We start from the raw sequence: 12,298 nt of genomic DNA, 5'->3' as shown, positions 1-12,298 counted from the left end.
GTCAGTTGGTGGCTTGCACGCCCGGCAGCGGAATGCGCGGCAGCGCAGTGTCGCGCGTCACCTGGCCGCTCAGCTCGCCCTGCAGCTGCATCTCCAGCCGCACCGCCAGCGGCACCGCCGATTCCTGCGTGGATTCGCAGTTGTTCAGGCCCGGGCCGCCGTCGCTGCAATAGGTCTGCCAGCGGGCGACGCCCTCCAGCAGCGTGAGCTGGGCGCTCTCGTTGCCCATCAGCTGCTGGCTGCGCAGCCAGTACTCCTGCAGCTCGGCCACCCGCGTGGTGGAAGGGCTGGCCCAGCGCTGCAGCCGGCCGGCACGCACCTGCCACACCACCACCTGCACGCCGGTGGGCGTGGTGCGCGCGAAGCGGGCCACCTGGTTGGCCAGGTACAGCGGCGGAATGCTGCGGGTGGCATGCAGCGCCTGCAGGTCGGCCTGCCACTGCGCCAGCACTGTGCCCAGGCGCAGCGTGCGGTCCACGCTGGCCTGCGCCACGGTGCGCGAGCGGGAGATGGCGTCCACCCCCTGCCACGCCATGCCCGCCATCACGGCCATGATGAACATCGCCACCAGCACCTCCACCAGGGTGAAGCCGCGCTGGCCGAGGGCAGGCCGGGTGCAGTGGCGCCGCATGGTCAGTACCGGTACATGCCGGTGGACAGCGTGACCAGCGGGACGTCGTTCTCGTTGGCCACCACCGCCTCCACCACCCGCAGGTCGGCATTCATGGTGGCGCGCACCACCAGCCTGCCGCGGTACACGCGGCCCAGCTGCTCGCATTCGAACCGCGTTTCGCCGATGCCCGGATAGGAGCCGGTGCGGGTGGTGATGGTGACCAGCTGGTTGTCCGCGCACCATTGCGCGGCCATCACCTCCGACAGCCGCTGCGCGTTGTCGGTCAGCGAGGCCGCGGCCTTCAGGCCGGTGCCCACCGCCACCGCGACGATCACCAGGGCCACCAGCACCTCGATCAGCGTGAAGCCGCGCTCGGCGCGCCGGTTCATGGTGCCGCGTCCGTTGCGATGGCAAAGGGGCCCAGGCCGTCGGTGGCCAGGGTGATGCGCTGGTCTTCCAGGCCCAGCACGATGCGCTGGGCGCCGATCAGCGGCTCCGGGCCCAGCACCACCACGCGGCTGCCCACGATGTCGGCGGTGACGCCCGGCGTCATCCAGCGCATCTCGCGCACCCGCTCGCGCGGATCGCCGGGCAGGTTCACGAAACGGAAGTCGGTGCCATCCGCGTTGGGGCCGCTGCTCAGTTCCCAGCGCACCGCCAGCTGGCCGGCACGGGCCTGGGCGCGCGCGCCCTCCAGCAGCGCGGCCAGGCGCTCGGCCTCGCGCTCCAGCCGCACCTGTGAGCCATCACGCAGCGCCAGGCTGGCCACGCCCACGGCGATGGCGATCAGCGCCACCACCACCATCAGCTCGATCAGCGTGAAGCCGCGTGCGCGAGCGGCCCGGCGTTGCCGTGCCATGCCGGGCTCACTGCCAGGAGCCGATGTCGGCGTTGTTGCCGTCACCGCCGGTCTGGCCGTCGGCGCCGTAGCTGAAGACGTCGATCTCCGACTTCACGCCCGGGTTGACGTACTGGTAGGGCCGGCCCCAGGGGTCGTTGGGCAGCTTGTCCAGATAGGGCTTCCAGTTGTTGGGGATGGTGCCCACGGTAGGCTTGCGCACCAGCGCTTCCAGGCCCTGCTCGGCGGTTGGAAAGCGCTGGTTGTCCAGCTTGTAAAGCTTGAGCGCCTGCATCAGGTTGTTGACGTCGGTGCGGGCGGCCGTCACGCGGGCGTCGTCGGCCCGGTCCAGCACGTTGGGGACGATCAAGGCGGCCAGCACGCCGATGATCACCAGCACGACCATCAGCTCGATCAGCGTGAAGCCGCGGCCGGCACGGCGGCGGTGGAGGTGGGAACGCAGGGTCGGGGGCATGACTTCCAAAGGGCCGGTGACGGCGCACGAGGCGAAAAACCGATCGATCATAATCGCCGCATGACGGCACGACTGTTGGCCTTTGCAATCTGGGCAGCCACCGCAGCCACCGCGGTGTTCTGGGGCATGCGGGTATTCGTGGCCACGCCGCAGGTGCCGGGCCATGCCCAGCCGGCCGACGGGGCTTCGTTGCCGCCGGCCGACCTGTCCCGCGTGCTCGGCCAGGAGCCGGTGATCGTGGAAGCCGCACCCCTTGCGCCCGAGGTGGCCAGCCGCTTCCAGCTGGTAGGCGTGGCCGCGCCGCGCAGCACCGACCGACCCGGCGGCGTGGCCTTGATCGCGGTCGACGGCAAGCCGGCCCGCGCCTACCGCGTGGGCACGGCCATCGAGGCCGGTATCGTGCTGCAGGCGGTGCACGCCCGCGGCGCCGTGCTGGGCCCGCGCGGCGAGCCGCCGCAGGTGCGGCTGGAACTGCCGCCGCTGCCGCCGCCCAACACCGGCACGCTGCCGGTGGAGGACTACGGCGCCACCACGCTGCCTTCGGTGCCGCAGCCGCCGGGCGGCATGCCCGCTGCCACCTTCCGTCCGCCGCCGATGACCGGCGCGCCGATGATGCCGGGCCAGCAGCCCTCGCGCATGCCCTTGCCGCAGCCGGTGCCCGCGCAGCCCATCCAGCCGGCGCAGGAAGCGCCCGAAGGGCAGCAGACGAACTGAGTCGGCCGCCTGGCGCTTACAGCGGCAGGTCCGGCGCGTCCAGCGGGCCGGGGCGGGTGGCGTCGTCGCCCGGCACGGTCAGCGGGCCTTCCGCAGTGACCATCACCTGCGGGCGGGAAGGACCCGGGTCCTCCCCTTCGGCCACCTCCGTCAGCAGGGCCGCGGCAGCACGCAGCAGCGGCCAGGCCACCGTGGCACCGGTGCCGTCGGTGCTTTCCATGCCCAGCTCCAGCAGCGCGGAGGCGCGGAACAGCGCCAGCGCCTGGTCCAGCCCCTGGTGCGAATGGCTGCGGCAGAACACGCAGTAGTCGGTCACCGGCGCGGCGATGCGCGAGGCGACCATCAGCGCCGCGCAGGCGGCCATGCCGTCCACCATCACCAGGTGGCGCTTGCTGGCCGAGACCAGCATCACGCCCACCATCATCGCGATCTCGAAGCCGCCGAAGGCGGCCAGCACCTCGACCGGGTCGCTCGTCTCGCGGTGGCGGCCCTGCGCGCCCTGCACGATGGCCATCAGGTGTGCCAGGTCGTCCTGGTTCATCTGCGGGCCTTCGATCAGCAGCTCGCGTATCGAGGAATCGCTCAGCCGCGACAGCACCAGCGCGGCACTCTCGTGGCTGCCCACGCCAATGCCGGCGCAGGCCACCAGGTTGCCTCGCAGCGCATCGCCGATCTCCATGCCCGCGCGGATGGCGGCATGCGCCTGCTCGGTGGTCATGGCCGGGCCGACCCGGGAATTGCGCGTGCCGTGCGCGATCTTGCGCATCAGCAGGCGGTCATGCGGCAACAGCGTCTCGGCCACGCCGCAGTCCACCACCGACAGCTCCATGCCCTGGATGCGTGCGAACACCGCCACCGGCAGCTGCGCGCTCAGCAGCTGCAGCACCTGCTCGCGCGTGCTGCGCAGGTGGGGATGGTGCAGGCCGTCCACCGCCAGGCCGTGGTCGGAGGCAAACAGCACCACCTGCGGATCGCGCAGCCGGGGCTTCAGCGTGTTCTGCATCAGCCCCAGCCGCACCGCCAGCGGCTCCAGCTCGCCGAGGCTGCCGGTGGTCTCGCTGCGCCGCAGCAGCTTGTCGCGCAGGGCACTTTCCAGCAGGGCACTGGAGGTGGGCGAGATCAGCGAGCGGTTGACGGGCATGGGCCCAGTTTAAGCACGCCTACCGCAGGAACATCCGGTACACCGGGTTGTCGGTTTCGTCGACGAAGGGGTAGCCCAGCCCATCGATGAATTCGCGCAGCGCCTTGCGGTCGGCCTTGGGCACCTGCAGGCCCACCAGGATGCGGCCGTAATCGGCGCCCTGGTTGCGGTAGTGGAACAAGCTGATGTTCCAGTTGGGGTGCATGGCCGCGAGGAAGCGCATCAGCGCCCCGGGCCGCTCGGGGAACACGAAGCGGTAGAGGTGCTCGTCGCGGGCCAGCTCGGTGCGGCCGCCCACCATGTGCCGCACGTGCTGCTTGGCCAGCTCGTCGTCGGTGAGGTCCAGCGTCTTGAAGCCCTGGCGCTCGAAGCTGCGCGCCAGCGTGGCGGCTTCTTCGCGCTTCTGGGTGGACACCCCGACGAACACGTGCGCCGTCTCGGCGTCCGAGATGCGGTAGTTGAACTCGGTGACGCTGCGCGGGCCGATCAGCTCGCAGAAGCGCTTGAAGGAGCCGCGCGCTTCGGGGATGGTGACGGCGAACACCGCTTCGCGCTCCTCGCCCACTTCCGCGCGTTCGGCGACGAAGCGCAGGCGGTCGAAGTTCATGTTGGCGCCGCAGGTGATGGCCACGAAGGTCTTGCCCCTGGGCTTGTGCGTGTCCACGTACTGCTTGATGGCGGCCACGCCCATCGCGCCGGACGGCTCCAGGATGCTGCGGGTGTCCTGGAACACGTCCTTGATCGCGGCGCAGACGGCGTCGGTGTCCACCACGATGAAGTCGTCCACCAGCTCGCGCGCCAGGCGGAAGGTTTCCTCGCCCACCAGCTTGACCGCGGTGCCGTCGGCGAACAGGCCCACGTCGTTCAGCGCCACGCGCTTGCCGGCCTTGACGGAGCGCACCATGGCGTCGGAGTCGGTGGTCTGCACGCCGATCACGCGGATTTCCGGCCGCACCGCCTTGATGTACGAGGCCACGCCCGAGATCAGCCCGCCGCCGCCGATGGCGACGAACACCGCGTCGATCGGCCCTTCGTGCTGGCGCAGGATCTCCATCGCGATCGTGCCCTGGCCGGCGATCACGTCCGGATCGTCGAACGGATGGACGAAGGTGAGGCCGCGTTCGGCCTGCAGCTGCTTGGCGTGCTCGGCGGCGTCGGAGTAGCTGTCGCCGAACAGCACCACGTCGCCGCCCAGCGCCTTGACCGCGTCCACTTTCACACGGGGCGTGGTCACCGGCATCACGATGACGGCCTTGGCGCCCAGCTTCCGGGCGCTCAGCGCCACGCCTTGCGCATGGTTGCCGGCCGAGGCGCAGATGACGCCGCGGCCCAGCTGCTCGGCCGATAGGTGCGCCATCTTGTTGTAGGCGCCTCGCAGCTTGAAGCTGAACACCGGCTGCTGGTCCTCGCGCTTGAGGAAGACCTGGTTGCCCAGCCGCTTGGACAGGCTGCGCGCGGCATCCAGCGGCGACTCGATCGCCACGTCGTACACACGCGCGGTGAGGATCTTGCGCAGGTAATCGGGGTGGGGGGAGGAGGTACTGCCGCGAGAGGGTCGCTGGGGGCGGGCGCCGGCCATGGTGACGGTCGTCTTTCTTATGATGCGGCGCCGCATGATAAAGAAAAAGGCCCCGAGGCTTGCGCCTCGGGGCCGAATCCACCAATGGAGGAGGTGGAGGAGACAACCGGTGGGTTCAGCACTCACTGAACCGGTGGAAGTCACTCTAGCAAAGGACTTGCTGCACTGCAATATGGCGGCGACGGAAAATTGCCGTTCCGGTCGGCGCGGCGTCGGTTCGCGTTGCAAAATCAACATCACATAGGCACTAATGCACCGCCCAGGTGCAAAACAGCGATGGAATGCACGATCAACTGGATGCCCGCTACGGGCATGGGCTTCGTGGCCGAGACGGGCAGTGGCCATCTGCTGACGATGGACGGCGCACCCGACGGCGGCGGCCGCAACCTGGCGCCGCGGCCGATGGAAACGCTGCTGGCCGGCGCCGGAGGCTGCACCGCGTATGACGTCGTGCTGATCCTCAAGCGAGGCCGCCACGAGGTCACCGGCTGCGAGGTGAAGATGCAGGCCGAGCGCGCGCCGGCGGACCCCAAGGTGTTCACCCGCATCCACCTGCACTTCAAGGTGAGCGGCCGCAACCTGCCGGAAGCCGCGGTGGCGCGCGCCATCGAGCTGTCGCACGAAAAGTACTGCTCGGCCACCATCATGCTGGCCAAGACGGCGGAGATCACCACCGGCTTCGAGATCGTCGCGGCCTGACCAGCCGCGAGGGCGCGCCGCTGCTAGATGCGGTGAGCGGTGAAGGTCATCACCTTGCTGGCCGCCCGCATCAGCCCGGTGACGGCGCGCGGCAGCCTCTGGGCGCCGGCTTCCTCGGCATGCTGGGCGTGGCGGGCCTCGTCGATCTTCATCTGCGCGACGATGGCGCGCGACCGTTCGTCGTGCGCCGGCAGCCGGTCGAGGTGGCCGTCCAGGTGCTGTTCCACCTGGCGTTCGGTCTCGGAGAGAAAGCCCAGGCTTACCGCGTCGCTGGCGCGGCCGGCCACCAGGCCGATCGCGAACGCGCCCGCATACCAGAGCGGATTGAGCAGGCTGGGCCGGTCGCCCAGCTCCTGCAGGCGCTGGCTGGTCCAGGCCAGGTGGTCGATCTCCTCACGCGCCGCGCGATTCATCGCCTCGCGCAGCGCCGGGTCTCGCGCGGTGAGGGCCTGCGCCTGGTAGAGCGCCTGCGCGCAGACCTCGCCCACGTGGTTGACGCGCATCAGCGCGCCGGACAACCGGCGCTCTTCCGGCGTGAGCTCGCGGCCCGCGGCCTCCGGCACGTCGGGCGCGGGTCGGGCGGCACGGGCGCCGCCCGACAGGGTGCGCAGCGCGGTGTCGGCGGCGTTCAGCAGGGCATCGGCTTGGATCATGATGGGGCCAAGCATAGCGAAACCGGGTGTTGCAGCCGCCGCGCCCGCCGTCGACGGCCGTTGCGCGCAGCCAACACAAGCTGGCTTTCCGTGGTCAATTCTTTGCATCGCACCGGGTGGTCTGGTGCAATCCGCCCAGCTTCCGCAAAGGAGGTTGGCCTGCGCGGCAGTCTTGATTCACGTGATCGGGCAGAAGTCGTGAGCGGGACCTCTTGTTCAACTTAGGAGATCGATGCAATGAAAAAATCTCTGTTCGCTCTGGCCGTTCTTGGCGCCTTCTCGGGCATGGCCGCTGCGCAATCGTCCGTCACGCTGTTCGGTATCGTTGACGCCAACGTCCGCTGGACCGACAACAACGGCACCAAGCTGACCGAACTGGGCAACAGCGGCCTGGCTTCGAGCCGCCTGGGCTTCCGTGGCGTCGAGGACCTCGGCGGTGGCCTGAAGGCCGGCTTCTGGCTGGAATCGGCCGTCAACAACGACGACGGCACCAGCAACGCCACCCGCTTCTGGCATCGTCGTTCGACCATCAGCCTGATGGGCGGCTTCGGTGAAGTGCGTCTGGGCCGCGACCTGGTCCCGACCTTCACGGGCTACGCCGACTTCGATCCGTTCGGCACCAACGGCGTCGCTGACGTCGGCCGTCTGCACACCAACCTGGCTTCGCTGCCCGCCGCTTCGCGTCCGGCTGTCGACACCCTGGTGCGTGCCGACAACATGGTCAGCTACTTCCTGCCCAGCACGCTGGGTGGCTTCTACGGCCAAGTGTCCGTCGCCGCTGGCGAAGGCACCGTCGGCAAGAAGTACATCGGTGGCCGTCTGGGCTACTCGGCTGGTCCCCTGAACGTCGGCGGCTTCTACGGCCAGACCGAATCGACCGGCGACGAAGACTTCAAGACCGGCGGCATCGCTGCCATGTACGACTTCGGCGCCTTCAAGCTGAACGGCATCGTGTCGGAAAACAAGTTCCTGTCGGCCAAGGAGCGTCATTTCACGTTCGGTGGCTCGGTGCCCGTGGGCGCTGGCCTGATCCGCGCTTCCTACACCAAGGTGCAGGGCCGTGGCTCGATCGACGGCAGCGACGCCGACCAGTTCGCGCTGGGCTATGTGCACAACCTGTCCAAGCGGACCGCCGTGTACACCACCGTGGCCATCATCAAGAACGATGGCAACGCGACCTACAGCGTCGGCGGCCGCAACACGGCCCTGGTGCGTGGCGGCGAAGACGACTCGAAGGGTTTCGAACTGGGTGTTCGTCACTCGTTCTGATGGACCGGCTGCCGACAGGCAGCTTGTTCTCAGTCAAAAAGCCGCCTTCGGGCGGCTTTTTCGTTTCCGGGTAACGCAGGTGACAGGGTTGATAGGGGTTTTTTCCTGTGCAAGGCCTGCAACAGAGCGACGCGTGAGATTCACGTGCTGGCAATAATGGCCCACGCTGAGTGACAGACAGGCGAATCCATTCGCTGCACGGAGAAACTAAATGAAGCAAACGATTCTTGCGGCCGCCGCCGCTGCGACGATGCTGGCCTTTCCGGCGCATGCACAGTCCACGGTGGAAATCTACGGCACGCTGGACATGGCGGTGGATACCACCGACCGCACCACCGGTGTGTCCTCCGTGCTGCCCAGCCGGGTGGGGCGGCAGGAGCGCCTGGCGCCCAGCATGGCATCGATCAGCGCGCTGGGCTTCCGCGGCACCGAGGACCTGGGCGGTGGCCTGAAGGCCGCCTTCGTGCTGGAAATGCAGCCGACGCCGGACACCGGCACCCTGGGCAACGACGGCCGCGCCTGGGGCCGCCAGGCCTATGTGTCGCTCACCACGCCTTACGGCGAGATCCGCCTGGGCCGCCAATATGCGCCGTTCTTCTACGCCAAGGCGTTCTCCACCACCGAGCGCCTGGCCGGCACCGACCTGTTCACCGGCCTGCTCACCATCAACCAGCTGCAGGTGCGGCAGGACAACCAGGTGAGCTACTGGGCACGGGTGGGCCAGTTCACCGCCAGCGTGGCCGCATCGCCGAATGCCGGCGTGAGCCGCTCCGGCGTCACCGGCGCCGCACGCGGCGTCACCAACGGTGGCGCCCAGATCCTGGGTGGCCAGTCGGCAGGTGCCGAGGGCGCCGGCCGCACCTGGGGTGCGTTCGTCAACTGGGCGCAGAGCCCGCTGCCGGGCGGCCCGGGCGCCAGCGTCTCGGCGGCCTACCACACCAACCGCTTCAACGTGCCGCTGTTCCTCGGCGCCACGCCGCTGGCGGTGCTGGACGACTATCGCAGCTACGTGGTGTCGGGCCGCTACATCTCCACGACCGGCTGGGCAGTGGCCGCCGCCTACGGCGAGGGTTCCTACGACGTGAAGTCGACGCCCATCGCCGCCCTGCGCGACGGCATGGACATCCGTTCGTTCGCCGTCGGTGCCCGCTACCTGATGGGCAACTGGCAGGTGGGCGCGATGTACGGCGTGCAGCAGTTCAAGAACTTCACCGAAGGCAAGGACACCGCCTTCGTGCTGGGCGCCGACTACATGCTGAGCAAGCGCACCATGCTGTACACCCGCCTGGGCTGGCTGAAGGACGACGAGGGCAATTCCATCCTGGTGGGCCCGGGCGCCCGCCTGAACGGTGGCCCCGAGCCCTTCCTGGTGGCCACCGGCCTGCGTGAGGTGCCGGTGTGGAACGGCGTCGGCGTGAACTCTGGCGGCAAGTCCAACACCATCGGCATCGGCATCCGTCACACCTTCTGATCTTCTCGGCGGCCTGTCCGCCGAATCCAAGCGATACCGGCCCCGTGCCGGTATCTTCGTTTCAGGCATTCGGACTTACCCGCCTTGGCGGGCGGCACGCATTTTGCGGATGATCCGGGCTCTTTACTTTCCAGGAGTGCCCAAGGTGGTGCAATTCAAGACATCGGCGCTGGCGCCGGTGGTGCTCGCGGCTGTATTTGCAGCGCTGCCTGTTCAGGCCAAGACTTTGAAATGGGCCAGTGCCAGTGATATCCCTACCTGGGATATTCACTCCCAGAACAATGCGCTGGCCAACGGCGTGCACGCGTCGGTTTACGAATCACTCTTTTATTACAACGCCAAGTTCGACCTGGAACCGATGCTGGCCACGGGCTGGCAGCAGGTCAGCCCCACGCAGGTCCGCATCAAGCTGCGCACCGGCGTGAAGTTCCACGACGGTGCGGCCTTCACCGCCGACGACGTGGTGTTCTCGCTCACCCGCGCGATGGAGAAGACGTCGAACTACGGCGTGTTCACCCAGGGCATCGACAAGGTGGTGAAGGTGGACGACTTCACCGTCGACATCCTCACCCGTGGGCCCAACCCGGTGCTGCTGCGGCAGCTGACCGAGCTGCGCATGATGGACCGCGACTGGGCCGAGAAGAACAAGTCGCTGCAGCCCAAGGACATCAAGACCAAGGAAGAGAACTTCGCCCACCGCAACGCCAACGGCACCGGCCCCTTCATGCTCAAGAGCTGGGACCCGGACGTGAAGCTGGTGCTGGTGAAGAACCCCAACTGGTGGGGCAAGTCCGAGAGCAACCTGACCGAGATCGTCTACACCCCCATCAAGGCCGAGGCCACGCGCGTGGCCGCGCTGCTGTCGGGCGAGGTGGACATGGTGCTCGACCCTTCTCCCGCCGACCTGCCGCGCCTGCGCAGCGCCGGATCGCTCAAGGTGCTGGACGGCGCCGAGAACCGCACCATGTTCCTCGGCATGGACCAGTTCCGCGACGAACTCGCCGGCTCCAACATCAAGGGCAAGAACCCGCTGAAGGACGTGCGGGTGCGCAAGGCGCTGTACCAGGCCATCGACATCAACACCATCCAGCGCGTGACCATGCGCGGCCTGGCCCAGGTCACCGGCACGCTGATCGCGCCGCAGGTCAACGGCTGGACCAAGAAGGTGGACGCACGCTGGCCCTACAGCCCGGACGAGGCGCGCAAGCTGCTGGCCGAGGCCGGTTATGCCGACGGCTTCGAGGTGGACTTCGCCTGCCCCAACAACCGCTACATCAACGACGAGGAAATCTGCCAGGCGATCACCGCCATGTGGGCGCGCGTGGGCGTGAAGGCCAAGCTGCGCACGCTGCCGCTGGTGACCTACTTCCCGATGATCCAGCGGTATGAGGCCAGCATCTACATGCTGGGCTGGGGCGTGCCCACCTTCGACGCGCTGTACTCCCTGCAGTCGCTGGTGCGCAGCGTGGGTGCGCAGGGCGACGGCAACTACAACGTCGGCCGCTACAGCAACCCGCAGATGGACGCGCTGATCGAGCGCATCAAGAAGGAAGTGGACCAGAAGAACCGCAACCTGCTGATCGAGCAGGCGCTGCAGCTGTCGCACGACGACGTGTCGCACATTCCGCTGCACAACCAGGTGATTCCCTGGGCGATGAAGAAGAATGTGAACATGGTCCATCGGGCGGACAACCGGATCGACATGCGCACCGTGCGCATCGACTGACCGCCCTCCACCCCAGCGCCGCGGCGGTTCCAGGATGCAGCCGAAGGAACCTGCCGCCGGCCCGCCTGCCCGGCGCCCACCGTACCGCACCTGAAGGATTGCCGGCCCCTCGCAGGGCCCATGCAACACGCTGCACATGCTTGTTTTCATCTTCCGCCGCCTGCTGCAGGCCATCGTCGTCATGCTGACGGTGGCCTTCATCGCGTTCATGCTCTTCCAGTACGTGGGAGACCCGGTCACCAACCTGCTCGGCCAGGACGCCACGCCCGAGCAGCGCCAGCAACTGCGCGCCGACCTCGGCCTGGACAAACCCTTCCCGGTGCAGTTCGCCGCCTTCGTCGGCAATGCGGTGCAGGGCGAGTTCGGCCTCAGCCTGCGCCAGGGTCGCAAGGTCTCGTCGCTGATCGCCGAGCGCTTCCCGGCCACGCTGGAACTGGCGCTGGCCGCGGCCGTCATCGCGCTGGTCATCGGCGTGCCGATGGGGGTGTATGCGGCGCTGCGGCGCGGCAACTTCCTCAGCCAGGCGCTGATGACGTTCTCGCTGCTGGGCGTGTCGCTGCCCACCTTCCTGATCGGCATCCTGCTGATCCTGGTGTTCGCGGTCACGCTCAAGGTGCTGCCCAGTTTCGGCCGTGGCGAGGTGGTGTCGCTGGGTGGCTGGACCACCGGCTTCCTCACCGTGGACGGCCTCAAGCACCTGGTGCTGCCGGCCATCACGCTGTCCATCTACCAGCTCACGCTGATCATGCGCCTGGTGCGCTCCGAGATGCTGGAGGTGCTGCGCGCCGACTACATCAAGTTCGCCCGCGCCCGTGGCCTGCACACCCGCGCGGTGTACTTCGGCCATGCGCTGAAGAACACGCTGGTGCCGGTGATCACCATCACCGGCCTGCAGCTGGGCGGCCTGATCGCCTTCGCCATCATCACCGAGACGGTGTTCCAGTGGCCCGGCATGGGCCTGCTGTTCATCCAGGCGGTGCAGTTCGCCGACATCCCCGTGATGGCGGCCTACCTGTGCCTGGTGGCCCTGATCTTCGTCCTCATCAACCTGCTGGTCGACCTGCTGTACTTTGCAGTCGACCCGCGCCTGCGCATCGACGGCAGCACCGCTGGCCATTGA

13 protein-coding genes are annotated in these 12,298 nt (G+C 68.2%); 6 read left to right on the top strand and 7 right to left on the bottom strand.

Annotated features, from left to right (window positions below; translation table 11 throughout):
• Position 1: 1 nt before the first annotated feature.
• The 4 genes from LRS14_RS10400 to gspG are packed head-to-tail and all read right to left on the bottom strand — an operon-like array spanning position 2 to position 1,926.
• Positions 2 to 631: a type II secretion system protein J gene (locus LRS14_RS10400; RefSeq protein WP_257799481.1), complete on the bottom strand. Its 630-nt coding sequence runs from the start codon at positions 629 to 631 to the stop codon at positions 2 to 4.
• Positions 632 to 633: 2 nt separating this feature from the next.
• Positions 634 to 1,002: a type II secretion system minor pseudopilin GspI gene (gene gspI / locus LRS14_RS10395; protein ID WP_046114095.1), complete on the bottom strand. Its 369-nt coding sequence runs from the start codon at positions 1,000 to 1,002 to the stop codon at positions 634 to 636.
• Positions 999 to 1,472 (bottom strand): Tfp pilus assembly protein FimT/FimU, encoded by a 474-nt coding sequence (locus LRS14_RS10390; protein ID WP_046114096.1) that lies wholly within the window; start codon positions 1,470 to 1,472, stop codon positions 999 to 1,001. Before LRS14_RS10390 ends, gspI begins: the two co-directional genes overlap by 4 nt.
• A gap of 7 nt (positions 1,473 to 1,479) precedes the next feature.
• Positions 1,480 to 1,926, bottom strand: a complete 447-nt coding sequence (gene gspG / locus LRS14_RS10385) for a type II secretion system major pseudopilin GspG (protein ID WP_046114230.1) — start codon at positions 1,924 to 1,926, stop codon at positions 1,480 to 1,482.
• A gap of 60 nt (positions 1,927 to 1,986) precedes the next feature.
• On the opposite strand from gspG, the gene LRS14_RS10380 reads away from it, so the two are divergent.
• Complete coding sequence (locus LRS14_RS10380; RefSeq protein WP_157039603.1) at positions 1,987 to 2,640, top strand: type II secretion system protein N; 654 nt, start codon at positions 1,987 to 1,989, stop codon at positions 2,638 to 2,640.
• A 16-nt stretch (positions 2,641 to 2,656) separates the two neighbouring features.
• Here the strand turns inward: LRS14_RS10380 and LRS14_RS10375 are convergent, their stop codons facing one another.
• Both LRS14_RS10375 and ilvA read right to left on the bottom strand, forming a co-directional pair.
• Positions 2,657 to 3,781 (bottom strand): nicotinate-nucleotide--dimethylbenzimidazole phosphoribosyltransferase, encoded by a 1,125-nt coding sequence (locus tag LRS14_RS10375; RefSeq protein ID WP_046114097.1) that lies wholly within the window; start codon positions 3,779 to 3,781, stop codon positions 2,657 to 2,659.
• A 19-nt stretch (positions 3,782 to 3,800) separates the two neighbouring features.
• Positions 3,801 to 5,360 (bottom strand): threonine ammonia-lyase, biosynthetic, encoded by a 1,560-nt coding sequence (ilvA, locus tag LRS14_RS10370; RefSeq protein ID WP_046114098.1) that lies wholly within the window; start codon positions 5,358 to 5,360, stop codon positions 3,801 to 3,803.
• Positions 5,361 to 5,636: 276 nt separating this feature from the next.
• Here ilvA and LRS14_RS10365 point away from each other — a divergent pair, with 276 nt between their 5' ends.
• Positions 5,637 to 6,059, top strand: a complete 423-nt coding sequence (locus LRS14_RS10365; RefSeq protein WP_257799480.1) for an OsmC family protein — start codon at positions 5,637 to 5,639, stop codon at positions 6,057 to 6,059.
• A 23-nt stretch (positions 6,060 to 6,082) separates the two neighbouring features.
• Here LRS14_RS10365 and coq7 read toward each other — a convergent pair whose 3' ends face one another.
• On the bottom strand, positions 6,083 to 6,712 hold the full coding sequence (gene coq7, locus LRS14_RS10360) for a 2-polyprenyl-3-methyl-6-methoxy-1,4-benzoquinone monooxygenase (protein WP_046114232.1): 630 nt from the start codon (positions 6,710 to 6,712) through the stop codon (positions 6,083 to 6,085).
• A 237-nt stretch (positions 6,713 to 6,949) separates the two neighbouring features.
• Here coq7 and LRS14_RS10355 point away from each other — a divergent pair, with 237 nt between their 5' ends.
• The 4 genes from LRS14_RS10355 (at position 6,950) to LRS14_RS10340 (ending at position 12,298) form a co-directional block, all read left to right on the top strand.
• Positions 6,950 to 7,981, top strand: coding sequence for a porin (locus LRS14_RS10355; RefSeq protein ID WP_046114100.1), 1,032 nt, complete (start codon positions 6,950 to 6,952; stop codon positions 7,979 to 7,981).
• A 211-nt stretch (positions 7,982 to 8,192) separates the two neighbouring features.
• On the top strand, positions 8,193 to 9,452 hold the full coding sequence (locus tag LRS14_RS10350) for a porin (RefSeq protein WP_046114101.1): 1,260 nt from the start codon (positions 8,193 to 8,195) through the stop codon (positions 9,450 to 9,452).
• Between the two features lie 109 nt (positions 9,453 to 9,561).
• Complete coding sequence (locus LRS14_RS10345; protein ID WP_083440678.1) at positions 9,562 to 11,178, top strand: ABC transporter substrate-binding protein; 1,617 nt, start codon at positions 9,562 to 9,564, stop codon at positions 11,176 to 11,178.
• Positions 11,179 to 11,314: 136 nt separating this feature from the next.
• Entirely contained in the window at positions 11,315 to 12,298 is a 984-nt protein-coding gene (locus tag LRS14_RS10340; protein ID WP_046114102.1) for an ABC transporter permease, read from the top strand.

The sequence above is a fragment of the Aquincola sp. J276 genome (genome assembly GCF_024700035.1).
GTDB lineage: Bacteria > Pseudomonadota > Gammaproteobacteria > Burkholderiales > Burkholderiaceae_C > Aquincola > Aquincola tertiaricarbonis.
This window is presented reverse-complemented; position numbering and strand designations above follow the sequence as displayed.

What these genes read in the sequence shown, in the direction of transcription:
- LRS14_RS10400 (WP_257799481.1), bottom strand. Translation starts at nt 631, where the DNA reads ATGCGGCGCCACTGCACCCGGCCTGCCCTCGGCCAGCGCGGCTTCACC.
- gspI (WP_046114095.1), bottom strand. Translation starts at nt 1,002, where the DNA reads ATGAACCGGCGCGCCGAGCGCGGCTTCACGCTGATCGAGGTGCTGGTG.
- LRS14_RS10390 (WP_046114096.1), bottom strand. Translation starts at nt 1,472, where the DNA reads ATGGCACGGCAACGCCGGGCCGCTCGCGCACGCGGCTTCACGCTGATC.
- gspG (WP_046114230.1), bottom strand. Translation starts at nt 1,926, where the DNA reads ATGCCCCCGACCCTGCGTTCCCACCTCCACCGCCGCCGTGCCGGCCGC.
- LRS14_RS10380 (WP_157039603.1), top strand. Translation starts at nt 1,987, where the DNA reads ATGACGGCACGACTGTTGGCCTTTGCAATCTGGGCAGCCACCGCAGCC.
- LRS14_RS10375 (WP_046114097.1), bottom strand. Translation starts at nt 3,781, where the DNA reads ATGCCCGTCAACCGCTCGCTGATCTCGCCCACCTCCAGTGCCCTGCTG.
- ilvA (WP_046114098.1), bottom strand. Translation starts at nt 5,360, where the DNA reads ATGGCCGGCGCCCGCCCCCAGCGACCCTCTCGCGGCAGTACCTCCTCC.
- LRS14_RS10365 (WP_257799480.1), top strand. Translation starts at nt 5,637, where the DNA reads ATGGAATGCACGATCAACTGGATGCCCGCTACGGGCATGGGCTTCGTG.
- coq7 (WP_046114232.1), bottom strand. Translation starts at nt 6,712, where the DNA reads ATGATCCAAGCCGATGCCCTGCTGAACGCCGCCGACACCGCGCTGCGC.
- LRS14_RS10355 (WP_046114100.1), top strand. Translation starts at nt 6,950, where the DNA reads ATGAAAAAATCTCTGTTCGCTCTGGCCGTTCTTGGCGCCTTCTCGGGC.
- LRS14_RS10350 (WP_046114101.1), top strand. Translation starts at nt 8,193, where the DNA reads ATGAAGCAAACGATTCTTGCGGCCGCCGCCGCTGCGACGATGCTGGCC.
- LRS14_RS10345 (WP_083440678.1), top strand. Translation starts at nt 9,562, where the DNA reads ATGATCCGGGCTCTTTACTTTCCAGGAGTGCCCAAGGTGGTGCAATTC.
- LRS14_RS10340 (WP_046114102.1), top strand. Translation starts at nt 11,315, where the DNA reads ATGCTTGTTTTCATCTTCCGCCGCCTGCTGCAGGCCATCGTCGTCATG.